Here is a 22,523-nt window from a genome sequence, read left to right as displayed (position 1 = left end):
ACGTCGTAGACGACGCGGCGGTCAGGAATGTGAGAATGCCAGCAGCTGGTCAGCCAGATCGTTGTACGTACGGGCGATCCCGGCATAACTGAGCACGGGTTCCGGATTCCAGGTCCCGATCTTTCCCGCCTTCACCGCGGGCAAGTTGGACCACGCAGGATTGGTTCCGAGCGTATCCAGTTGCAAACTGGACGGGCGATCGTCGAGGAAGATCATGTCGGCCGGATAGTGGTCCGCCATCTCCCAAGCCAGTTTCTCGACGTAGACCGACGATCCCTCGGCCGGATCGACGACGGCAAGTCCCAATCCCGCCAGGTCTGCGAGGATCGGGAATCCCGAAAGACTGACACGAATCGTGTCCGGATCTGCGGACGCGAACAAAACCTGTGAATTATTCAGCGAAGAAGCAACTTCGGAGATCCGCGCACGCGCAGCGTCGTAGTCTTTTCGCTGAGCCTCCATATCCTGGTCCGCTCCGAGTTCCACGGCCAGTTCCACGATCTCTTGCACGGTTCGGTCGATGGTTCCTGCTGCCGTTTCCACGAACAGTACTGTCGACAAGCCTTTCACCGCATCCAAGTTCGCCTCGTCTAGTAGCGCCGAACCACGCAACTGAGGGACGATGACGACGTCCGGCTCCAGCGCAGCGATCTTCTCGAGTTCCACTTGTCCCCAGAGCTGCCCGACCATGTCGGTCTTCGAGAAATCCAAGTTGCCGGAGATGCTGGTGTCCGTTGATCCCGGTGATCGTGTCAGCGCCCCGAAAACACCGACAGGCACCAGTCCGTAATCCCAGAGAGCACCCGCGATGCCGGTGTAGGTGACAAATGTCCTTGGCGGTGAATCCAATTCGATCAGGTTGCCGCGATCATCGGTGAAGGACCAGCCTGCATCGCCTTCACCCCCGCCGTCTGCGTCCGAACGCGAGCAACCGGCCGCTGCCAGCGCAGCAGCCAATCCTGCTGCAGCGCCGAGGAACCTGCGGCGATTCCAGTCCATCTCGAGACGCCGGTGCGGTCGTGGAGTGAACAGCGTGGTCATGTGTGTGCCCTTTCGGCGATTGGTTGAACTGTTGCAGGAGTTGACGAACGAGAAAAGAGAAGGATCGATACCAAACCCGTGAGCATTCCGACGCCGGCGCAGAAGACCAACGGCCACAGCAAGGCGAACTCGTCCGGACCGGCGAAGAGAGAGCCGCACAACGCAATTCCGACAGCAAGCCCGAATTGACGCGACGAGTTGGCTGTCGCCGAAGCCGTCCCGGCGCGCTCTGCCGGGGCGTCCGACATCGCGGCACCCGGCAGCACCGGCGACACCATCGCGGAACCGACACCGGTCAGAATCAGCCCGGCGATCAGCGCGGGCCAGACCGGCTCGGCGAGGACGCACAGCATGGCCACGCAACCGATTCCGCAGAGAACCGTCCCGAATCCGAGCGACAGTCGAAGGTCGACTCGCTGAAGCCGTGATCCACACAGCGCCGACACGAAGACAAAAGCGAGCGGTTGAATCGAGAGCACGAGTGCGGCCGCCGATGCCGACAGTTCCAGCCCGTTCTGCAGCCACAATGAAAGGACTACGAGCGGGCCGTAGGCCGCGAGGTAGTACCCGAACGCAGCGACGAGGACGCCGTCGAATTTCAGGGATCGGAACAATGCCGGATCGAGCATCGGACTGCTGCCTCGACGCTGCCAGGACACAAACGCCGTCAGCGCACCGATTGCGATCAGGAAGGCAAGAACTGTCGACGACGAAGCCCACCCGATGTCGCCGCCCCACGTCACGCCGAGAACCGCGGCAACGGCAGCGAGGGTGAACAAAACGATTCCGGCCCAGTCGATGTTGTCGTCGCCGCGCTCACTGTCGGCGAAACAGAACACAGCCATTGCGAGCGCTACTGCGGCCACGGGGATTCCGAAATAGAAGACCGCACGCCAGTCGAAGAACTGCGTCAGCAGCCCTCCTGCAACGTTCCCGATTCCCGCCGCCAATCCAGCGACGGCGCCCCACGCGGCAAAGGCGACGTGACGATCGCGGCCCGAATATGCGTCGCCGAGCAGAGGCAGGAGCGTCGCGAACATCGCCGCACCGGCAATTCCTTGCGCGCCGCGAGCAACGACCAGAACCGTGACGTCCGGGGCAATCGCGCACACGGCCGTTGCAACCAGGAACACGACCAGTCCGCAGATGTAGAGGCGTTTACGTCCCCACGCATCGCCGAGTGCGCCCATGCCCACCAGAAGCGCGGCAAGAGCCAGCGTGTAGGCGTCGACGACCCAGGACATCGCGCCCGTACTGCCGTCCAAACCGACTGCGATGGCCGGCACTGCGATTGTCGTGATGGTGGCGTACGTCAGTAACAGGAAAGTTCCGATGCATGCGGCGATGAGCGGCAGCCATCGTCGTGCCGACATGGTCAACCTCCGGATAGGGCGGTAAGTGCGCCCTAACTATGAAGGTTCAAGTCAACTTGAAGTCAAGCGCCGCTTCGACGCGTATGTCGAGCTGCTCGAGCAACCACGGGCACTGCATCGGACGCTCTTGCCGACACGTCAGGTGATGCTCGAGGATCAGTTTCGCTCGCGTAGCAGCGGCGATCTGCGCCTCGAGTGTCGACACTTGATCTGCGAGAACCGTCGAGAACTGGTCGGACGTGGTGTCGGTTTCGATGAAGGACCGCACCTGTTCCAAGGACATTCCCGTCTCGGTGTACATCCGGATCAATGCCAGCCGGCGCAGCTCACGCTGCCCGTACCAGCGTTTGCCGCCAGTTCGCGACCGCGCGGACAGCAGTCCTTCGTCCTCGTAATAGCGCAAGGTCGAAGCCGCAATTCCGAACGATTTTGCAACCTCGCCGATCGGGATCAAGTGCTCACGCATTCACCGATCGTAGGCTGAACGCGTAGGCGGTTCCGGCAGTTATGTGTGACTTGGCATACTGACTAACGGAAGGGGTCGCGTAAGTGATCTCACGGCAAAATGCTGGATGCGCTCGTAGAACGAGGGAGAGCTGTGCTGGATCCAACGCGACCTGTCGGGCCGTACTCGTCAGGAGTGCCCGCCACTGCCCTCGAAGTCCACATGCCGGACCTCGAACGCTTCGGCCTCGCCCAGTTGTGGCGTTCCGCGATCATCGCCGTCGTGTTGTCGACATCGATCATGCTGGCACTGATCGTGTGGCCTTTCCGCAAGCGCGGACGCACGTGGGCTGACGCTGCCTCCGACGGGATGGTCGACGGCTTCATCGCGCTGGGTCCCACCTTCGTCAAGCTCGGTCAACTGGTCGCGTCGTCGTCCGGCCTGTTCCCCGCCCCCGTCGCCAATGCATGCCTACGTTGCCTCGACGACGTTCCGTCATTTCCTGCCGAGCAGGCCAGAAGCGTCGTGCACGAGGACCTCGGATACTCCGTAGACGACCTGTTCGCGAAATTCGACGACGTACCTCTCGCGGCCGCGTCGGTAGCGCAGGTACACGCGTGCGTTCTGCACGATGGCCGCGAGGCCGTCATCAAGATCCAGCGTCCGGACATCTATGCGCGGATGCTGATCGACCTGCGGGCGGCGTACTGGGGTGCGAACATCCTCGAGAAGTTTGTCGAGTTCCTTCGAATTGCCAATGCCACCGCCATCATTCGCGATCTGCACAATGCAACGATGACGGAGTTGAACAGCGCGGTCGAGGCCGACCGGCAGACCACATTCCGGAACAACATCAGCGCATTCGGTGACAACAAAGGAGTCACGACACCGGAGGTGTACTGGGACTACTGTGGTCCCCGCGTCATCTGTATGGAACGCATGCGCGGCGTTCCACTGGATCGGTTCGTCGCCGGTCCGGACGGCATCGACGAAGCCCGCATGCTGATCCGGCGCGGAGTGAAGGTCTGGCTCGAATCGGTCATCGTTCACGGTCCGTTCCACGGAGATGTCCACGCGGGAAATTTGTGGGTCCTCGACGACGGCCGGATAGCGATGCTCGACTTCGGCATCGTCGGCGTCCTTCCCGAGACCTGGAGATCCATCCTTTCCGACATGTTCCGAGCCACCCTCATCGACGGTGATTTCGCCCGTGTCGCCCGCGGAATTCGATCCTTGGGATATGCAACTGACTACGAAGTCGACGACGATCAGCTCGGTATGCAGGTCGCAACGGCCCTGGCCCCGATTCTCGGCCGTGACCTCGGTGAACTCAAGCTCAGTGAATTGATCATGGCACTGATTCAATTGGGCAAGCAGTGGGGTGTTGCGAGTCCCGAGGAATTGGTTCTTTTCGGTAAACAACTCGGATACTTCGAGCGATATGCGACGGCGTTGGCACCTGGTTGGGTGATCGGACAAGACCTTTATCTGTTCAAGAACGTTTTTCCAGCGGCAGTCGCCGAAAAGGTGCAGGAACTCGGCATCACCATGCCTGACGAATAAATTTGTCCCCTATTTCCTTATTCTGCATTTCGTCTGTCGGGGTTAGCCTGTAATGACCCACCGGCCGAGGAGCAAATGTGCAGCCACTTTCTGTAGCCCTCCCGCAAGCGTCGACAGGTCCGAGGAATAACGGGCCGAGTGTCGGCACCACCCTCGGCGCCCTCATGCATTCCACGGACAAGTCCGTGATCGAACTTCTGGAAAGCCCGGATGGACTCGATGTCGAAATCCGTTCGATCGCCCTCGTCGAGTCCTCCGATATCGACGGCACCGACAGCCGTGGTGCGATCTCCGACATCTACCTCCCCGTAGGGGTTCCCGAATCGACGTTGACGCAGTGGCTGCGAAAGTTCGAAGGCAGGCCGGCGAGGCGTCGCCCGAAGCTTCTGCTCGTCAAGAATGCGCGCGAGGCGACGACGGTTCTCACCGCCGCACGTAACATCGGGATCGCAGTGGCCGCGGTACATCCGCAGGCTAGTTCCGGGCACGTCTATTCGCTCGTACTACGGCTTCTGACACAGAGCATGTACCGTTCGCGGGCCGTCGCAGGAGCTGTGGCCGGTGGTGATTCGGATCTGTTCGCGCTCTCGGAAACGATCGCCGAATTGACTGGCGGACTCGTGACGATCGACGACACGGCACTCCATGTCATCGCATATTCCTCTGCTCACGAAGGCGAAGACGAACTCCGTCAGCTCTCCATACTCGGCCGGGAGTGGCCGATCGAATACACCGAATGGATAGAGAGCATAGGCGTGTTCGAGCATCTCAGGCGATCGGACGAGGTCATCAGTCTGCCCTCCGAGCCGAGCATCGGCGCCGCGCAGAGGCTGGCTGTGAGCATCACCCGCCCGGACCTGTCAGCGCCGACGGGTTCTGTTGCACACCAACACAATCTCGGCAGCATCTGGGTGCAGCGCACCTCTGAACCTCTTTCCCACGACGCCCAAGCGCTATTGCGGGGTGCAGCGGCGGTCGCCGCACGCATTCTCATGCGTACCTTGGACGCCTCCAGCCGCGAGAATGCCCAAGTGCAAAGGCTGTTCGGTGTTCGCTCCGGTGGGGTCGACATGCACTCGCTGGCCGGTTCTTTCGGCATCAACACCGACGGACCGTCTGCGGTCATCGGATTTGCGACATCACTCTCGCCCGGATCGAATCTCGATCGAATCACCAACGCCTTGCGCCTGCGCGCCAGCGCATTCCGCAGCGACGCGGTCACGACGATCATTGACAACCGGATCTACGTATTGTTCCCTCAGGCCGACCACGAGGTCGCTGTCAGCGACTGGGCTTACGACACCGTGCGAGTAGTCGAGGACCGTGCGGGCATCAGCGTGCGCGCCGCAGTCGCGGTCCCGATCGCGCGGTTGCACGGCGTACCCGAGGCGCGTCGAGAGGTGGACCGCGTGCTCGATACCACCGATGATCACGAAACCTCGAAGGTCACCACACTCGCGGCGTCACGCACCGCGGTATTGCTGGGCGAGATACTCGACCTCGTTGCCGATCACGAGCGATTGCGAGACCCTCGTATCGACAGACTCGTCTCCTACGACGACAAGAACACCTCTGACATGCAGTTCACGCTCACGGCCTACCTGACAGCTTTCGGGGATGTGAAGAAGGCCGCCTCGTCTCTGAAAGTACATCCGAACACGCTGCGCTACCGCATTCGGCGCGCTGAACAGATCATGGGCATTTCGTTGGACGAGCCGGACACACGACTGCTCACCGAACTGCAACTCGCCATCTTGGGACGAACCCCGGACGAATCCGAAAAATACGAAACGTCCGATCAGTGAGATGGGCCTCGAGCCCGTCCTGAACTCTCGAGTAGACAACTGAGGTAGCCGAAGAACAACTCTCACCTCAGGAGACAACTTGCGCACTCGTGGAGCCGTCATTCGCCAAGCACCAGGCACATACGAGGTGGTCGACCTCGAACTCGATTCACCCCGCAGCGGCGAACTCACTGTCAAGATGGTCGCCTCCGGCCTGTGCCACTCGGACGATCACATCGCCAGCGGCGACCACGGAGTCGGCCGCTATCCCATCTGCGGCGGACACGAAGGCGCCGGAATCGTCGTCGAGGTCGGGCCGAACACCGAAGGATGGTCCGAGGGCGATCATGTCGTGTTCTCGTTCCTCGCCGCCTGCGGCCGCTGCCGTTGGTGCGCAAGCGGAATCCAGAACCTCTGCGACAACGGTGCTGCCATCATGACCGGCAGCAGGCCCGGCGAAACCTCTAGTTACAGAATGTCTCTCGACGGTCAGCCAGTCGCACAAACCTGCGGCCTGTCCACCTTCAGTGAATACACCACGGTCAGCACTCTCTCGGCCGTGAAAGTCGACAAGCACCTGCCACTCGACGCTTTGTGTCTGCTCGGCTGCGGCGTCGGAACCGGTTGGGGTGCCGCGGTCAACTCCGCTCAGGTGTATCCCGGGCAGACGGTCATCGTCATGGGCGTCGGCGGAATCGGAATCAACGCGGTGCAGGGCGCTTCGCATGCCGGCGCCGCCCACGTGATCGCGGTGGACCCGGTTGCGTTCAAGCGCGACAGTGCATTGAAGTTGGGCGCCACCCATGCCGTGGCAACCATGGAGGAAGCCACCGACATAGCGCGCTCGTTCACCAACGGCCAGGGCGCGGATTCGGCCATCGTCACCGTCGGTGTCACCACCGGAGAACATGTCGCGCAGGCATTCTCGTCGATCCGCAAGGCAGGAACCTGCGTCGTCACCGGCCTCGGGAAGATGACGGACGTCGGAATTCCCGTGAGCCTGATGGAACTCACGCTGTACCAGAAGAGAATTCAGGGATCCCTGTTCGGTGCATCCAATCCCACCGCCGACATTCCCTGGATGATTGATCTCTACACCAGCGGCAAGCTCGAACTCGACGGACTGATCACCAACCGGTACACCCTCGACCAGATCAACGACGGTTTCGCCGACATGCATGCCGGTCGCAACCTCCGTGGAATCATCACCTTCTGAGCGAGTTCTCTCCGGACTTTCGATCGAGAGCGAGTCCGGAGAGATCCTCACTACAGCTTCACCAGGCGTTCATGGTGTCGAGGATTTGTCCTCTGGCCATCCACAATTCAGCAGACCAATACGGCCAGGAGTGAATCCCGGCGGGCGGAAAGCTGTACGTCGCTGGGATTCCCATGGATTTCAGACGAATTTCGAATGCACGCGCGTGCACCCACGAGAGCGCCTCCAGCCCCATACCTGTCGCCGTGTGGAAGTAATCGATCGGCGCAGACGGATGATCGTACGGTCCCGGGATGCCGTTGGACGACGAAATGTACATCGACAGTCCGCGAAGCGATTCCGCGTTGACGAACGGGTCGTTGCGAAGCCACCCGGATGACCACGGCGGGCCCCACATCGAATCGACGTTGTACCGGCCGGCGTCGAACATGGCTACGCGGATCGCCTCACGCATACCCGGGCCCGAGATATTGATGTAGCCGGACAGCGAGCCCGCGAACTTGAACTGATCCCGATGATGCCCCGCCAGGTTCAACGCGGCACTGCCGCCCATCGACAACCCGATGATCGCATTGTTGGTTGGTGAAACACCATACCCTGCAAGGAAGTCCGGAAGCTCGCGTGTGAGAAATGTTTCCCACCTGTACGTTATGGGCTGAGCATTGAAATTGGACGGAGCGTACCAGTCCGTGTAGAAACTCGACTCACCGCCGACCGGCATCACCAACGTGATGTTGTCGTTGCGGTACTGATCGAGTGCGTTGGTTTCGAAACTCCAAGCATTCCTGTCGTTTTGCGCGCGAAGACCGTCAAGTAGGTACAACGCGGCGTTGCCGCCCCGCGCGGCCCACTGCACCTGAACCTTGATGTTTCCCATCGAAGACGGGACCCACAACTCGTCGTAACCACCCCATGGCGCCGTGTGCGCCGGAGTAGCGCTCGCGGCGGTCGGACCGAACATGCCGCCGAGGAGGAAGATCGACAGCAACGCCGCTACGAGCACCCGCGCCCGCCGTGTATTGCGTTCGGGCAACCTGAATCTGATTCTCTGCAAGGTTGTGTCTTTCCCCGAAACTGCGCATCAAGAAACTCGCTTCGGTAAGTGCATCGTCGGTTCCACTGTCGACGTGTTTGTCCCTTTCCGGGGGCTCCGGTGTTACAAAGTCGAGGTCATCGCAACAATCGGACAACTGTCGTGCCGAGCGAATCCAGGTGGCGAAAAGCACAATTCACGAAGCACGCTGAATGCGCTCACTCAGCCGAGTGACGAAGCGATCGCATCACGACCTGCGGCAGCACACGTTTGGTCCTGCATTCCGTCCGGTGCACCACCGACACCGATGCCGGCGATCGACGCGGATCCAGCCTTCACAGTGACTCCACCTGCAAGGAAGAGAGTGCCGGGGAGGTCGGCGATGGTTGATCCCTCGCCTTTGGTACGCTGCGAGAGGTCACTGGTGTCGGCTCCGAAAGCTGCAGAGGTGTAAGCCTTCTCACGTGAGGCCTCCACCGTGTGCTGGGCTGCGTTGTCGCCGCGCACCATAGCGATGACGTTTCCGGCACGGTCGACGACGGAGACGGTGACAAATCCGAGCCCGTCCGCCCGGCATTTCGCCAGGGCCGCACCAGCAGCCTTCACTGCTGCGTCGGCGCTGAGTCGATTCTGAGTGACAATCGCCGAATCGCCGGTCGCAGCAGGCTGCTGCGTGGCAGAAATCGACGTCGTGCTCGATGCGTTCGCCACCGGTGTGTCGGTGGTCGAGCACGCGGCGCTGGCAAGGATTGCGACAACCGGAATGGCGACAGCGATCGTACGGGGAAGTCGTGTGTAAATGCGGTGGTTCATGTCGGGCACACTTTCAGTCGAATGGTTCGAAACCGTCCACTACAGCGTCGCGTCCCGGCGCGGGTGCGCACATCGGGCGCTCGGGTGACGGACCGTGCCCCGTCTGGTTGTGCAGATATCATCCGAATGGTTGATACGACGGCCTGGCGCCCTCCGTAATATTCGAGGGATGAGTAACGGAGCCATGAACGCCGACGCCGAACTCGGCCTGCGCGGCCCGTTGGCGTATGCGATCCACGCGTCGTTCTTCGTACTGCTGTCCACGTCAGGAGTCCGGTACGTCACAGTCCACGGGACCAGCGGTCGGTTCGGGGTGGTACTCGTCCTGGCCGTGGTCCTCGCCTTGCTCTACGCCGTCATGGCTACGGTGTCTTCGCGAGATGTGGTTCGCCAACGACTGTGGATGTGGCCGGTACTGAGCACCTGGGCAGCGCTGGTCTGGCTTGCGCCGAGTTTCGCGTGGTGTGCGTTCCCCGTTCTCTTCCTCTGTATTCGTCTGTACCCGAGCAAGATCGCCTACCCCCTCGTCGGGATCCTGGGCGTCCTCGCCGGAATCGCGTTCTACCGAGTCACCGGTCGTGCCGAATTGGTGACACTGCTCGGACCTCTGTGCACCGCGGCACTGGTCGCGGCAGCGTACGGGCAGATGGAACGAGATGCCCGAGAACGCCTTCGGCTTCTACGTCAGGTAGCAGAAGCGCAATCTGCATTGGCAGATACCGAACGTGCTGCCGGCGTTGCCGCTGAGCGAGAGCGCCTCGCGCGCGAAATCCACGACACCGTTACTCAGGGACTGGCGAGCGCTCTTCTACGACTCGAGGCAGCCGAACAAATTTGGAATACAACGGGTTCGCCGTCTCGAGCCGATATCGATGCCGCGGCAGAGAATATCCGCACGAGCCTGATGCAGAGTCGCGACCTCGTCCACGATCTGGCACCGGCCAAGGGCGGTACGGGCGACTTCGACGCCTTGGTCGTGGCCGCCGCCCGCCAGTTCGTCCCGACCGTTCGGATCCGCACCGTCGGTGAAGCCGTCATCTTGCCCTCGGACGTAGCTCATGCCATCGTGCGAGTGGTCTCGAGCGCGTCCTCCAACATCGCCCGCCACGCTCGCGCCGAAACGGCGGGCGTGACGATCACGTATCTCGACGACTCCGTCTCCGTGGACATCTTCGACGACGGCGTCGGCTTCGATCCGGGAAAACTCGCCGACCATTCTCGGTACGGTGGATACGGCCTACGTGCGATGCGAAGTCGCGTCGCGCAGCTCGGCGGATCGTTCACCGTGGAAAGCGCACCGGGAGACGGCACCGTCGTCGCGGCCCAGTTCCCTCTCGAACGGAAGATCCGGTGACCACCACCATTCGCGTGTTCCTCGTCGACGATCATCTGGTCGTGCGAGCCGGGCTGAGAGCGCTGCTGAACACTCAGCCGGACGTCGAAGTAGTCGGCGAAGCATCGTCCGGCGAGGAGGCGGCCACGGCGATACCGTCGGCCTCACCGGATCTGGTGATGATGGATCTGGACATGGGCACCGGCATGCACGGTGCAGAAGCGATCAAACGCTTGCGAAGCGACGGTGTCGATGTTCCCGTACTGGTTTTCACGACGTACGACACCGACGCCGACCTCGTGCGGGCCGTCGACGCCGGTGCCATCGGTTACCTACTCAAGGACTCAACGCCCGACGAGATCTTCGGCGCGGTGCGCGGCGCGGTAGCCGGGCGCAGCGTTCTCTCTCCCACTGTGGCCTCTCGTCTTGTCCAGCAGATGCAGCGCCCGCAGGAAGCGCTCACCGCCCGTGAGTCCGAACTGCTCAGCCTGCTCGCCGAGGGGATGACCAACCGCGAGCTGGGTAAGGCACTCTTCATCAGCGAAGCGACGGTGAAAACCCATCTTGGGCACATCTACGCCAAGCTCGGCGTCGAAACCCGCTCTGCCGCAGTGTCCGTCGCATTGCGCCGCGACGGAATACGCTGACCCGCCCGCCCGCGCAGGCTCTACTTGATCGAAGATCCGTGCTTCGTCAACGGCATGACCTCGATGGTCATGTACGGGAACAGCGGGAGGTTCCAGAGAATCTCATGGAGTTCGTCAGCCGACTCGACGTCGAAGATGCTGATGTTGCTGAACTGTCCCACAATTCGCCACAGATGCACCCACTTTCCCTGTCGCTGAAGGTCTTGCGAGTACGCCTTCTCCGTTGCGACGGTATCGGCGCGTACTTCCGGATCCAGGTCGCGCGGAATATCGACGTCCATTCGAACGTGAAAGAGTGCCATGTTCTTCTATCCTCTAGTTCCTGGTCCAGGTCTTGACGGCGTCCATGTTCAGTTCGACTCCCAGTCCAGGTCCGGCGGGGAGGTGCAACTGACCCTCGGAATACTTCAGGGGTTCCTGAAGCAACTCTTCGCTGAAGAGCAGTGGGCCGAAAAGCTCTGTTCCGAAGTTGATTCCAGGCTCGGCGCACGCGAAGTGCAACGAAGCGGCGGTGCCGATCGGGCCTTCGATGGACGTCGCACCGTGGCACGCGATACCGGCGGCCTTGGCAATTGCGACGATGTCGCGGCTGCGCTGGAGGCCACCACACTTGGTGGTCTTGAGGGCGATGACATCGGCGGCGCTCCGGCGGGCGATTTCGAGAGCGTCGTGTGGGGTCTGCACACTCTCGTCGGCCATGATCGGAATCGGTAGTAGCCTGCTGAGTTCGGCGAGGACCTCGATTTGGTCTGCCGGAGTGGGCTGTTCGATCAGTTCGACTCCACCGTCTGCGAGTTGTGGCAGGTACCGCAGCGCCGTGAAGCGATCCCACCGCGCGTTGACGTCGACGCGGACGCCGGCGTGGCCGTCGAGCGCCTGCGCGATGCTGACGATGCGCGCGACGTCGACCGCTGGATCGAGTGCTCCCATTTTGAGTTTGAAGCTGAAATTGAGCCGTGATTCGAGCTTTTCGTGAGCTTCTTCGATGATCTCGTCCGCCGGCGCAGCACCCAGTGCCCACGTGACGTCGACACTCTCGCGGAAAGCCCCGCCGAGGAGCGTGTGCACGGGGACTCCCAGGCTACGAGCCCAGGCGTCGTGCAACGCCACGTCGACGGCGGCCTTCGCGAATCGTGCATTGGCAACAACTTTTTCGATGTCGGCCATGATCGCGGTGATCTGATCCACACGCCTGCCGACCACCACCGGCGCGACGTACTTCTCGATGATGACCTGCATCGTCTCCACCGATTCGCCGCCCCACCACGGACCGCCCGGAACGACACCTTCGCCATATCCGATAACACCGTCGGATGTGCGAATCGCGACCAGCAATAACGGCTGCGCCGTCATCGACGTGGTGGCGAACTTGTGGGGGCGGACCAAAGGAACGTCGAGGATGGTCGTCTCGATGGAGACGATCGACAGGTCTGTCATCAAATCACTTTCTTTCGAACAGTTGTGGATCAGGCCGGGTCGAGCACGAAGTCGTACGTGACCCGGTTGATTCCATCGGCACCCGGCTTCGGATCGAGAATCAGTTCGGGCTTCGTGGCAGTTGCCACGTCGTTCTCGATCCACTCACCGTCCTTGAAATAGAGCTGCGTAGTGATCGTGCGCTTGCCGGGTGCCTTCACCATGAGGTGCAGGTGAGCCGGACGCCACGGGTGCCAGCCGGCCTTCTCGATGAACCAACCGGTGGGGCCGTCGGTCGGGATCTGGTACGGCGCAGGCTGAATCGTGGTGATCTCGAACCGTCCCGCTCCGTCGGTCACGATCGTTCCGCGGAGGTTCCCGTCGGGGATGTGCGGCGCGAAATGGGAGTAGTAGCCCTCGTCGTCCGCATGCCACAGCTCGACGGTGGCCCCATCCAACCCGTTGCCGTCGAGATCGCGAACCTGGCCCTCGAAGACCAGCTTCGATCCAACCTCGTTGTCACGCATCGGAAGTTCACACTTGGATGGCAACGTCTTGGCGTCGGCGACGTAGTAGGGGCCCTCGATGCTTCCCTTGGTGCCGTGCTGGCCGCGGTACGCAACCTCCTCGACGTTGTGCTCGAGGAAGACGTCCAGCCACAGGGGCCACTCGCCGAACTGGCCGATGTCGATGAGCCACTGCTTGAGTACGCGGTACTCGGGGTAGGTGATGCCGTGCTTGTCGATGACGCCGGCAAGTGCCTCGAGCACGTCCTTGGCGATGGCCGAGACGCGCTCGGGCGGGGTGTCCGCGCTGACTCGTTCCTGGAGGAACTTGTCGGTGGCGGCCGTGCCCGAACCTACTGCGGTGGGGCTCTCGGAAGTGGTCATGTGGTCCTCCTCGGGGCCGTATGTGGCTGTTACCGGGTGGGTGCCGTACTGCTGGGCTGAGTCGGCTTCCCAAGTCTGGTTGTACGCTGTGCGTACATCTGTTACGCTGTGCGTACGCTTGTACTGTGCGCCCAGTCACAAGGTTTGTCAACCTTCGAGGGCACTGATCAGGCATACCCGCAGATGAAAGGTCATTCCGTGAGCGAGAACGATCGCGATTACATCCAGAGCATCGAGCGTGGATTCGCTGTGCTGATGGCCTTCGACGAGAAGAACCCCAACCCGTCGCTCGCAGATCTTGCCGCCGAAACGGGCCTCTCCCGCCCCGCGGTCCGGCGTATCCTCCTCACCCTGCAGAAACTCGGATACGTCACCGGCAACAACAGTCGGTGGTCGCTCACCCCGCGCGTTCTAAGCATCGGCCAGCACTTCTCGGCATCACATGCCCTGACCGAGGCGGCGCTCCCCCGCCTGCTGGAGATCGCAGAACACACCCACGAGTCGGCGTCGCTCGGGGTCCTCGACGGCGTCGACGTGGTCTACGCCGCGCGAGTACCCGTACGCCGGATCATGAGCATCAACGTCAGCGTCGGTACCAGAGTGCCTGCATATGCGACCTCCATGGGCCGCGCCCTGCTAGCTTGGGCGCCAACCGAAATCGTCGACAAAGTCATCGCGAACTCCACGTTCGACGCCCTCACACCCACCACGATCACCGACGAAGGCGCATTCCACACCGCACTTCGAGTGGTGCGTGAGCAGGGTTACGCACTCACGTCCGAGGAACTGGAAGACGGCCTGATTTCCCTCGCCGCCCCCGTCCGCGACGCCGGCGGAAGCGTCGTCGGCGTGGCAGCGTGTTCGACCTCGGCAGGCAGGACGACCCCGGAAGCTTTCCGCACCGACGTCGCACCGTTCCTCGTCGAGAAGGCGAATCAACTCAGCGCAGACATGGGATACCGGAGCTAACTTCTCAATACTTCGGAAGGCAACACACCGTACTTACGCCGAAAAGACGACGCGAATCGTCCGGTGTGCGTAAAACCCCATCTCACAGCGACATCGGTGACCGTCGTCGAGTCGTCGGCATCCACCAGATCTGCGTGGACCCGCTCGAGGCGGATGTCGAGCAGGCATTCCGACGGACTCCGGCCCACGTACTGCCGAAATCCCTCCTGCAATCTCCGTACGCTGACGCCCGCCACCTCGGCCATCTCTGCTGCGGTCCACACGCGGGCCGGGTCGTCGTGCATCTCGTCGAGCACCCGCTTGACGATGCGCGGCCTGGCGTGTCGCACCGCGTCCTCACTTTCGGGCATTGCAGCGAGGACGAATGCCGTGACCACGGCACCGGAGAGCTGAGCTGCCACCAGTTCGTTGTGCAGCACGCCGACCGGGCCGAGGATCTGATCCGACAGTGAGCGAACAAATTTCAGCCATCTGGCTCCGTCGTCTCCCCGAAGATCCACCTGATCAGGCAAGTGCATTCCGGGCCGGCCAAGTACCTTCTCCATCTCGCGGTCGAGGTACTGACGGTCCATCCGGACTCCGACAATTTCGCAGTCCGCGCTCCACCGCGTGATTCTTGTGGTGATGTCGGGCGGACACACCGTCGCAACGCCCTCCGTCGAGAGCACGTGCGAGCCCGCGAACACCGACTCGAGCTCGCCCGAGAGCGGGATGTTCACCCCGTAGGCACCGGGATGCTCGGATTCGACCGCGACGTCTGCTCCCCATCGAATATGAGCGATCCTCAGCGGTCCCAACTCGGCGGTGCACACCCCGACTCCGCTGGCCGCGTGCCGTGACAACGGCGTGAGCGTGTGCGGAAAATAGGCGTCCGAAACCGCATCACACGCCTCGTCCCAGTCGCGGGGAGCTGTACCGATCTTGGAGTCGACCATCGTCCTTCTTCACCTTCCAAACCCGTGACCAGCCACATTGCCGAGCATGAGCGCTGAACATCATTGAACACTGTGTCCCCGGTCACTTCCAAGAGGAAACGGATACAGGCTTCGATCGGGTGCGCAATCCGGATAGACACCGCGCTGTACGGATCGACCGAACGCCGCGCTCGCCGTACGTTCGTCTTCACTCCCGGCGCGAGTCGCCCACTACTTCCCTCCCGCACTTCGCGGCACTCTCACTCAACCGCCATCCGACAAGGAGGTCCGGTCATGGAACAAAATCAGCTTCGAGGAATCTTCGGTCAATTCGCGAGCGGCGTCACGGTCATCACCTGTACCAATGCCGACGGTCAACCACACGGAGCCACGGTCACCGCATTCACGGCCATTTCCCTGGAACCACGGCTGTGCCAGATCACGATGACTCGCAAGTCCAAGGCGTGCGGCTACCTCGGCAACGCGCCGTTTGCGGTCAACATCCTTGCCTCCGACCAAGTGGACACGGCCATGCATTTTGCCGGCCGACCGCAGCGCACCGAGCCGAGGTGGATCGACGGACCGACCGCTCCCCTGCTCGACGGCGCCGCAGCAACCATCTCGTGCGTCCCGTGGAGGGAGTACGACGGCGGTGACCACATCATCTTCATCGGCGAGATCGTCGACGCTCAGTCGAGTGGCAAGGATCCGCTTCTGTTCTACCGAAGCACTTTTCACGATCTAGGCGCTACCTCGTCGACCACAGTCTGGAACGGAAGTCAGGACGACCCCCACAGCGGCTGGTTCGACGCCACCACTTCGTTCACCCCGATTCATCTTCAGCCCGCACCTCAAACGATCTGAAAGGCTTTGCCATGACGACCACCGAAATTCCTCCCACCGGCGTCGACCCCGCAGATTCCGGAGCGCCACAGGTCAATCCGGCCGCCGACAGCGAAGCCAACCGCACGAAGAACTTCGCCACCCGGCCGATGACGGGCGACGAGTACATCTCGAGCCTGCAGGACGGTCGCGAGATCTGGCTTCACGGTGATCGCGTGAAGGACGTCACGACGCACCCCGCGTTCCGGAATCCGATCCGCATGACCGCAAGGCTGTACGACGCTCTGCACACGGGCGAGCACGTGGACGCCTTGACCGTTCCGACGGACACGGGCAACGGCGGTGTCACCATGCCGTTCTTCCGCACTCCGACGTCCTCGGCTGATCTGCTCAAGGAACGCGACGCCATCGCGACGTGGGCACGTATGACCTACGGCTGGATGGGCCGCTCCCCCGACTACAAGGCAAGTTTCCTGGGAACCCTCCACGCCAACAAGGAGTTGTACGCACCGTTCCAGGACAACGCCGAGCGCTGGTACCGCGAATCGCAGGAGAAGGTTCTGTACTGGAACCACGCGATCATCAATCCCCCGGTGGATCGCCAACTTCCACCGGACGAAGTCGGCGACGTCTTCATGAAGGTGGAGAAGGAAACCGACGCCGGTTTGATCGTCAGCGGCGCCAAGGTGGTCGCCACCGGATCGGCGATCACGAACTACAACTTCATCGCTCACTACGGTCTGCCGATCAAGAAGAAGCAGTTCGCCTTGATCTGCACGGTACCGATGGACGCTCCGGGTGTGAAGCTGATCTGCCGCACCTCGTACACCGAACATGCTGCGGTGATGGGCAGTCCGTTCGATTACCCGCTGTCGAGCCGCATGGACGAGAACGACACCATCTTCGTCTTCGACAAGGTGTTGGTTCCATGGGAGAACGTCTTCATGTACGGCGACGTCGACCGGATCAACGCATTCTTCCCTCAGTCGGGATTCCTGCCGCGCTTCACCTTTCAGGGCTGTACACGCCTGGCGGTAAAGCTCGACTTCATCGCCGGCCTGTTGATGAAGGCGCTCGAAGCCACCGGCGCCGGCGGCTTCCGCGGAGTTCAGACCCGTGTCGGCGAGGTGATCGGGTGGCGAAACCTCTTCTGGTCGTTGACCGAATCGATGGCACGCGATCCCGAACAGTGGGTCGGCGATTCGGTGATCCCGAAGCTCGAGTACGGCCTCACCTATCGAATGTTCATGATCCAGGGGTACCCGCGGATCAAGGAGATCATCGAACAGGACGTCGCGTCGGGCTTGATCTACCTGCCTTCGAGTTCACTCGACTTCAAGAGCCCGGACGTGCGTCCGTACCTCGACAAGTACGTTCGCGGTTCCGACGGCATCACCGCCGTCGACCGCGTGAAAGTCATGAAGGCTCTGTGGGATTCGATCGGCACCGAGTTCGGCGGGCGCCACGAGCTCTACGAGCGCAACTACTCCGGCAATCACGAGAACGTCAAAGCGGAACTGCTGTTCGCAGCCCAGAATCGTGGACACGCAAGTTCCATGAAGGGACTGGCCGAGCAGTGCCTGAGTGAATACGACCTCGACGGCTGGACGGTCCCTGACCTCATCGGCAACGACGACGTCTCGTTCTTCAAGAACCGGTAACCCCCTCGGCAGGTAGGGCGGACTCGCGATGTCGAGTCCGCCCTTGTCGTCGTCTTCAGCAGGCATGGCCCATCAGCAGAATTCGACGAACACTGCACCCTTGGTCAGGACTAGGCAATTGCCTAGTGTGACCCGAGACACACGGTGTCAAGGTGAATTCAGTACCGGACGCAGCCCCGTCCGGAAAGCGGGTCCCACCGATTTGGTCCGACAGCCCTCGGCTTTCTCGGTAGGCGCCCACTCTTATCTGGAGGACACCCATGACGGATATGTTGGATGCTGCCCGCGGCACCGACCAGTTCGCGAACATCCGCGCTGCCCTCGACGACGCGCTCGTCGAGGACCCGGAGACCGGCCGCTACCAGGTGCGGCGCAGCGTCTTCACGGACGAGCAACTGTTCGAACTCGAGATGACGCACATCTTCGAGGGCAATTGGATCTACCTCGCGCACGAGAGCCAGATCCCGAACGTCGGCGACTACTTCACCACCTACATGGGCCGTCAACCCATCGTGATCACCCGCAACAAGGACGGCGAATTGGGTGCGCTGATCAACGCATGCAGCCACCGCGGTGCGATGCTCTGTCGCCGTAAGACCGACAACCGAACCACCTTTACCTGCCCGTTCCACGGCTGGACCTTCAACAACAGCGGAAAACTCCTCAAGGCCAAGGACGCTCGCACCGGCGGCTATCCGGAACAGTTCAACAAGGACGGCTCACACGACCTGACCAGGGTTGCGCGGTTCGAGAACTATCGCGGCTTCCTCTTCGGTAGCCTCAACCCCGACGTGCTGCCGCTCGAAGAGCACCTCGGTGACACCACGAAGGTCATAGACATGATCGTCGATCAGTCACCTGACGGACTCGAAGTTCTGCGCGGTGCTTCCACCTACACCTACGACGGCAACTGGAAGCTGCAGACCGAGAACGGTGCCGACGGCTACCACGTGTCTTCGACGCATTGGAACTACGCCGCTACCACCGCTCGCCGCACCGCCGGTGAATCGTCGAACGAGACCAAAGCCATGGATGCCGGTACCTGGGGGAAGCAGGGCGGTGGATACTTCTCCTACGACTACGGCCACCTCCTGCTCTGGATGTGGTGGGGCAATCCCGAGGACCGTCCCCTGTTCGAACGCAAGGCGGAGCTGGAAGCTCAGTTCGGTTCCAAGAAGGCCGAATTCATGGTCGGTGCGTCGAGGAACCTCTGCCTGTACCCGAACGTCTACCTCATGGATCAGTTCAGCAGCCAGATCCGGCACTTCCGTCCGATCTCCGTGGACCAGACCGAAGTCACCATCTACTGCATCGCTCCCAAGGGAGAGAGCGCCGAAGCACGCAGCAACCGCATCCGTCAGTACGAGGACTTCTTCAATGCCAGCGGTATGGCCACCCCGGACGATCTCGAAGAGTTCCGTTCCTGCCAGAAGACCTACCAGGCAGCCGGAGCCCCGTGGAACGACCTCAGCCGTGGTGTCACACACCAGATTCCCGGTCCGAACGACGTCGCGAAGGATCTCGGCATGAATCGCGTGCTCTCGAGCGGAGCCAAGACCGAGGACGAAGGCTTGTATCCCATTCAGCACGGGTACTGGCGCGACGCCATGCTTGCGGCCGTAGATGCCGAGCAAGCCGCTTCCAACCGGACCATCTGAGGACGATCACCATGACTGTCACCACCACCAATGCCGTCGCCCTCGAAACAGTGCAGCAGTTTCTCTACCGTGAGGCTCGCTATCTGGACGATCGCGAGTTCGAGAAGTGGATCGAGTGCTACCACCCCGATTCCGAGTACTGGATGCCCGCATGGGCGGACGACGGCGAGCTGACCACGGACCCGGCCGCAGAGATCTCCCTGATCTACTACCCGAATCGCGGCGGTATCGAGGATCGCGTGTTCCGAATCAGGACTGACCGTTCCAGCGCGACAAGCCTTCCCGAGCCCCGCACCGGTCACAACATCACCAACGTGGAAGTGATCGAAGAACGCGGCTTCGTCGTCGACGTCCGCTTCAATTGGTTCACGCTGTACTTCCGCTACAACACGGTCGACACCTACTTCGGCACCTCGCACTACACGATCGACTTCTCGGGCGAGCAGCCGTTGATCATGAAGAAGAAGGTAGTCCTCAAGAACGACTACATCCATCACGTGGTCGACATCTACCACTTCTGACACGACTCCCCTTCGAATCGAGCTGTTTCCCATGAGCATTCAAGCCGCGCCGACCTTTCAGGTAGCCCTGAGTTTCGAAGACGGCATCACCCGCTTCGTCGAATGCAACACCGACGAGACCGTCGCGGACGCGTCGTACCGCGCACGAATCAACATTCCGCTCGACTGCCGCGACGGAGCTTGCGGCACCTGCAAATCGCTCTGTGAGTCAGGCACTTTCGACGCCGGCGACTACATCGAGGAGGCCCTGACGGATGACGAAGCCGAGCGGGGATACTGCCTTCCGTGCCAGATGGTGCCGGAATCAGATCTCGTGCTGCAGATTCCCACCACGTCGGCGGTCGCCAAGACCACTGCCGGTTCGTACACGTCCACGATCACCGAGATCATTCGCCATTCGGATTCCACGGTGGGTTTCACCGTCGCAGTCGACAACCGCGCAGATCTGGTCTTCCTCCCCGGTCAGTACGTGAACATCCTCGTTCCCGGAACCGAAGCGACGCGGTCGTACTCGTTCAGCTCCGGCCCTGAGGTCGAGTCGGCGTCGTTCCTGGTCAAGATCACCCCGGGTGGTCTGATGTCCGAGTATCTCAGTCAGCGTGCGCAGGTAGGCGACACTCTCGAATTGACCGGACCGATGGGTAGCTTCTTCCTCCGGTCAGGTCAACGGAGAGCCCTACTGCTTGCCGGCGGAACCGGCTTGGCCCCGCTGCTCTCCATACTGGAGAAGATGCGTGCCGAACGCTCCACTCGGCCAGTTCATCTGGTCTACGGCGTCAGCTCCGACACCGATCTCGTCGAGCTCGACAAACTGCATGGCTACGCGGAGTCTTTACCCCAGTTCACCTTCGACTACTGCGTATCCGATCCCGACAGCACAGCACCGAACAAGGGCTATGTCACGGGTTTGATCGAGCCCGATCACCTCGACGACGGCAACGTAGACGTGTACCTGTGCGGCCCGCCGCCGATGGTCGAAGCCGTACGTCTGCACTTCAATGACGTCTCGATCACACCCACTAACTTCTACTTCGAAAAGTTCAACAACGCGGCAGCACCGGCTGATTCACCGGCCACCTCGGCCGAAGAATCTACAGCCGGCACGTACGAGATCGGTGAAGAACACCTGCCGGTCACGGAGTCGGACGCACAGTTCGACGCTCGGATGGCGCTCGAACTCGGAGCAATGGAACTCACCATCGGCCGCCTCACTCCGGCGCAGTTGACGGAGTACCGCATTCTGGCGGAGAACTCGGCCACTTCCATCGACCGCGATCATTTCACGGACGCAGCGGCATTCACCGAAACCAATGCCCTGTTCCACGACTTCCTCTTCCGCTGCACCGGAAACGAAGTGCTGCTGCAGGCATACCACCGTCTCGAGGTCACACAACTGATGAACCGAGTGCTCCGCACCGCCGATTGGGTGGACGAACATGTCGCGGACGATCACTCACGAATCGTGCGTGCATTCGAGCAGAATGATCGCGCCACGGCCCGTGATCTGATCGTCCGGCACAGCGAACACGCCAAGTCGACGATGCACCGCGCCATCACTGACGCTCGGGAAAGTGTGGCGTCGTGAGCACGAGATTCTTCGCCGGCCGGTTCGACGACCGGGTCGTGGTCGTCACCGGAGCGGCTCAGGGGATCGGGCGCAGCGTTGCCGAAAGAGTTTCCGCAGAAGGCGGTTCCGTCGCGCTTGTGGATCGAGCTGAACTGGTTCACGACATCGCGACACCGCTGGAACGTTCCCATTCGGTGACCGCGGACCTCGAGACGTTCGAAGGTGCCCAGAATGCAATAGATTCCGCATTGGAGCGCTTCGGACGCATCGACGTCCTGGTCAACAACGTCGGTGGGACCATCTGGGCCAAACCCTACGAGCATTACACGCCGCAGCAGATACAAGCCGAGGTCACACGATCACTGTTCCCCACACTCTGGACGTGCCGTGCCGTACTGCCCCATCTGATCGAGCAGGCGAGCGGCACCATCGTCAACGTCTCCTCGGTCGCCACCCGCGGTGTCAACCGTGTTCCGTACGCGGCGGCCAAGGGCGGGGTCAGCGCGATCACCGCTGCACTGGCGATGGAAGTCGCGCAGTACGGAATACGCGTCGTGGCAACTGCTCCCGGCGGAACCGAGGCGCCACCACGCGTCGTGCCACGCGGACCGGGCGCCGAGACCGACGAGGAGAAGGCCTGGTACCAGCAGATCGTCGACCAGACCGTCGACTCGTCGCTGCTCAAGCGTTACGGCACCCTGGACGAACAGGCTGCCGCCATCACTTTCCTTGCCTCCGAAGAGGCTTCGTATGTCACCGGAACGGTCCTTCCCGTTGCCGGTGGCGACCTCGGCTGAATCCAGCCTCCCCCGATTCCTGATCTCTCGAACGGAGAT

21 protein-coding genes are annotated in these 22,523 nt (G+C 61.6%); 12 read left to right on the top strand and 9 right to left on the bottom strand.

Going from position 1 to position 22,523, the window contains the following annotated elements; translation table 11 throughout:
* Positions 1-21: 21 nt before the first annotated feature.
* From AC2ETI_RS20250 to AC2ETI_RS20240, 3 genes are read right to left on the bottom strand one after another with little or no spacing between them, the layout of a single operon-like run.
* Positions 22-1,041, bottom strand: a complete 1,020-nt coding sequence (locus AC2ETI_RS20250) for an ABC transporter substrate-binding protein (protein WP_021345759.1) — start codon at positions 1,039-1,041, stop codon at positions 22-24.
* Complete coding sequence (locus AC2ETI_RS20245; protein WP_020909377.1) at positions 1,038-2,414, bottom strand: MFS transporter; 1,377 nt, start codon at positions 2,412-2,414, stop codon at positions 1,038-1,040. The genes AC2ETI_RS20250 and AC2ETI_RS20245 overlap by 4 nt, the downstream gene beginning before the upstream one ends.
* 46 nt (positions 2,415-2,460) lie before the next feature.
* Positions 2,461-2,880, bottom strand: a complete 420-nt coding sequence (locus AC2ETI_RS20240) for a MerR family transcriptional regulator (protein ID WP_007729752.1) — start codon at positions 2,878-2,880, stop codon at positions 2,461-2,463.
* A 132-nt stretch (positions 2,881-3,012) separates the two neighbouring features.
* Between AC2ETI_RS20240 and AC2ETI_RS20235 the strand changes: the two genes are divergently transcribed.
* The 3 genes from AC2ETI_RS20235 (at position 3,013) to AC2ETI_RS20225 (ending at position 7,422) form a co-directional block, all read left to right on the top strand.
* Entirely contained in the window at positions 3,013-4,422 is a 1,410-nt protein-coding gene (locus AC2ETI_RS20235) for an ABC1 kinase family protein (RefSeq protein ID WP_483634309.1), read from the top strand.
* Between the two features lie 77 nt (positions 4,423-4,499).
* A complete protein-coding gene (locus AC2ETI_RS20230) occupies positions 4,500-6,227 on the top strand; it encodes a PucR family transcriptional regulator (protein ID WP_483634308.1) in 1,728 nt (575 codons plus the stop codon).
* Between the two features lie 79 nt (positions 6,228-6,306).
* The gene (locus AC2ETI_RS20225; protein ID WP_003939726.1) at positions 6,307-7,422 is read left to right on the top strand and encodes an NDMA-dependent alcohol dehydrogenase; all 1,116 of its coding nucleotides are present in this window, start codon (positions 6,307-6,309) and stop codon (positions 7,420-7,422) included.
* A 58-nt stretch (positions 7,423-7,480) separates the two neighbouring features.
* On the opposite strand, the gene AC2ETI_RS20220 is transcribed toward AC2ETI_RS20225, so the two are convergent.
* Together AC2ETI_RS20220 and AC2ETI_RS20215 are read right to left on the bottom strand one after the other, a co-directional pair.
* Positions 7,481-8,476 (bottom strand): alpha/beta hydrolase, encoded by a 996-nt coding sequence (locus AC2ETI_RS20220; RefSeq protein ID WP_020971029.1) that lies wholly within the window; start codon positions 8,474-8,476, stop codon positions 7,481-7,483.
* A gap of 201 nt (positions 8,477-8,677) precedes the next feature.
* Positions 8,678-9,268 (bottom strand): GlcG/HbpS family heme-binding protein, encoded by a 591-nt coding sequence (locus AC2ETI_RS20215; RefSeq protein WP_020971030.1) that lies wholly within the window; start codon positions 9,266-9,268, stop codon positions 8,678-8,680.
* Between the two features lie 184 nt (positions 9,269-9,452).
* Here AC2ETI_RS20215 and AC2ETI_RS20210 point away from each other — a divergent pair, with 184 nt between their 5' ends.
* Positions 9,453-10,622, top strand: coding sequence for a sensor histidine kinase (locus AC2ETI_RS20210; RefSeq protein WP_483634373.1), 1,170 nt, complete (start codon positions 9,453-9,455; stop codon positions 10,620-10,622).
* Positions 10,619-11,248 (top strand): response regulator, encoded by a 630-nt coding sequence (locus tag AC2ETI_RS20205; protein WP_483634307.1) that lies wholly within the window; start codon positions 10,619-10,621, stop codon positions 11,246-11,248. The genes AC2ETI_RS20210 and AC2ETI_RS20205 overlap by 4 nt, the downstream gene beginning before the upstream one ends.
* Before the next feature lie 20 nt (positions 11,249-11,268).
* On the opposite strand, the gene catC is transcribed toward AC2ETI_RS20205, so the two are convergent.
* The 3 genes from catC to catA are packed head-to-tail and all read right to left on the bottom strand — an operon-like array spanning position 11,269 to position 13,554.
* Positions 11,269-11,550 carry a muconolactone Delta-isomerase gene (catC, locus tag AC2ETI_RS20200; RefSeq protein ID WP_020909384.1) on the bottom strand — a complete coding sequence of 94 codons (282 nt, stop codon included), beginning with the start codon at positions 11,548-11,550 and terminating at the stop codon, positions 11,269-11,271.
* Positions 11,551-11,563: 13 nt separating this feature from the next.
* Positions 11,564-12,685, bottom strand: coding sequence for a muconate/chloromuconate family cycloisomerase (locus AC2ETI_RS20195; protein WP_483634306.1), 1,122 nt, complete (start codon positions 12,683-12,685; stop codon positions 11,564-11,566).
* Positions 12,686-12,714: 29 nt separating this feature from the next.
* Positions 12,715-13,554, bottom strand: a complete 840-nt coding sequence (gene catA, locus AC2ETI_RS20190; RefSeq protein ID WP_019745628.1) for a catechol 1,2-dioxygenase — start codon at positions 13,552-13,554, stop codon at positions 12,715-12,717.
* Positions 13,555-13,752: 198 nt separating this feature from the next.
* Between catA and AC2ETI_RS20185 the strand changes: the two genes are divergently transcribed.
* Positions 13,753-14,523, top strand: coding sequence for an IclR family transcriptional regulator (locus tag AC2ETI_RS20185; protein WP_020909385.1), 771 nt, complete (start codon positions 13,753-13,755; stop codon positions 14,521-14,523).
* Here the strand turns inward: AC2ETI_RS20185 and AC2ETI_RS20180 are convergent.
* Positions 14,520-15,458: an AraC family transcriptional regulator gene (locus tag AC2ETI_RS20180; RefSeq protein WP_047889028.1), complete on the bottom strand. Its 939-nt coding sequence runs from the start codon at positions 15,456-15,458 to the stop codon at positions 14,520-14,522. The two genes, AC2ETI_RS20185 and AC2ETI_RS20180, sit on opposite strands and share 4 nt — an antisense overlap.
* A 273-nt stretch (positions 15,459-15,731) precedes the next feature.
* Between AC2ETI_RS20180 and AC2ETI_RS20175 the strand changes: the two genes are divergently transcribed.
* The 6 genes from AC2ETI_RS20175 (at position 15,732) to AC2ETI_RS20150 (ending at position 22,484) form a co-directional block, all read left to right on the top strand.
* On the top strand, positions 15,732-16,301 hold the full coding sequence (locus AC2ETI_RS20175; RefSeq protein ID WP_007729773.1) for a flavin reductase family protein: 570 nt from the start codon (positions 15,732-15,734) through the stop codon (positions 16,299-16,301).
* Between the two features lie 11 nt (positions 16,302-16,312).
* A complete protein-coding gene (locus tag AC2ETI_RS20170) occupies positions 16,313-17,941 on the top strand; it encodes a 4-hydroxyphenylacetate 3-hydroxylase family protein (protein WP_020971036.1) in 1,629 nt (542 codons plus the stop codon).
* Positions 17,942-18,201: 260 nt separating this feature from the next.
* Positions 18,202-19,599: a benzoate 1,2-dioxygenase large subunit gene (gene benA, locus AC2ETI_RS20165; protein ID WP_042447174.1), complete on the top strand. Its 1,398-nt coding sequence runs from the start codon at positions 18,202-18,204 to the stop codon at positions 19,597-19,599.
* 11 nt (positions 19,600-19,610) lie between these two features.
* The gene (gene benB / locus AC2ETI_RS20160; RefSeq protein WP_003939939.1) at positions 19,611-20,120 is read left to right on the top strand and encodes a benzoate 1,2-dioxygenase small subunit; all 510 of its coding nucleotides are present in this window, start codon (positions 19,611-19,613) and stop codon (positions 20,118-20,120) included.
* 31 nt (positions 20,121-20,151) lie between these two features.
* Positions 20,152-21,705 carry a benzoate 1,2-dioxygenase electron transfer component BenC gene (benC, locus tag AC2ETI_RS20155; protein ID WP_483634305.1) on the top strand — a complete coding sequence of 518 codons (1,554 nt, stop codon included), beginning with the start codon at positions 20,152-20,154 and terminating at the stop codon, positions 21,703-21,705.
* A complete protein-coding gene (locus AC2ETI_RS20150; RefSeq protein ID WP_483634304.1) occupies positions 21,702-22,484 on the top strand; it encodes a 1,6-dihydroxycyclohexa-2,4-diene-1-carboxylate dehydrogenase in 783 nt (260 codons plus the stop codon). The genes benC and AC2ETI_RS20150 overlap by 4 nt, the downstream gene beginning before the upstream one ends.
* The last annotated feature ends 39 nt before the right edge of the window (positions 22,485-22,523 follow it).

It is taken from the genome of Rhodococcus sp. MurmanLake-1 (genome assembly GCF_056945715.1).
Note: the sequence above shows the minus strand (reverse complement) of the source record. Positions and strands in the feature narration are given on the sequence as shown.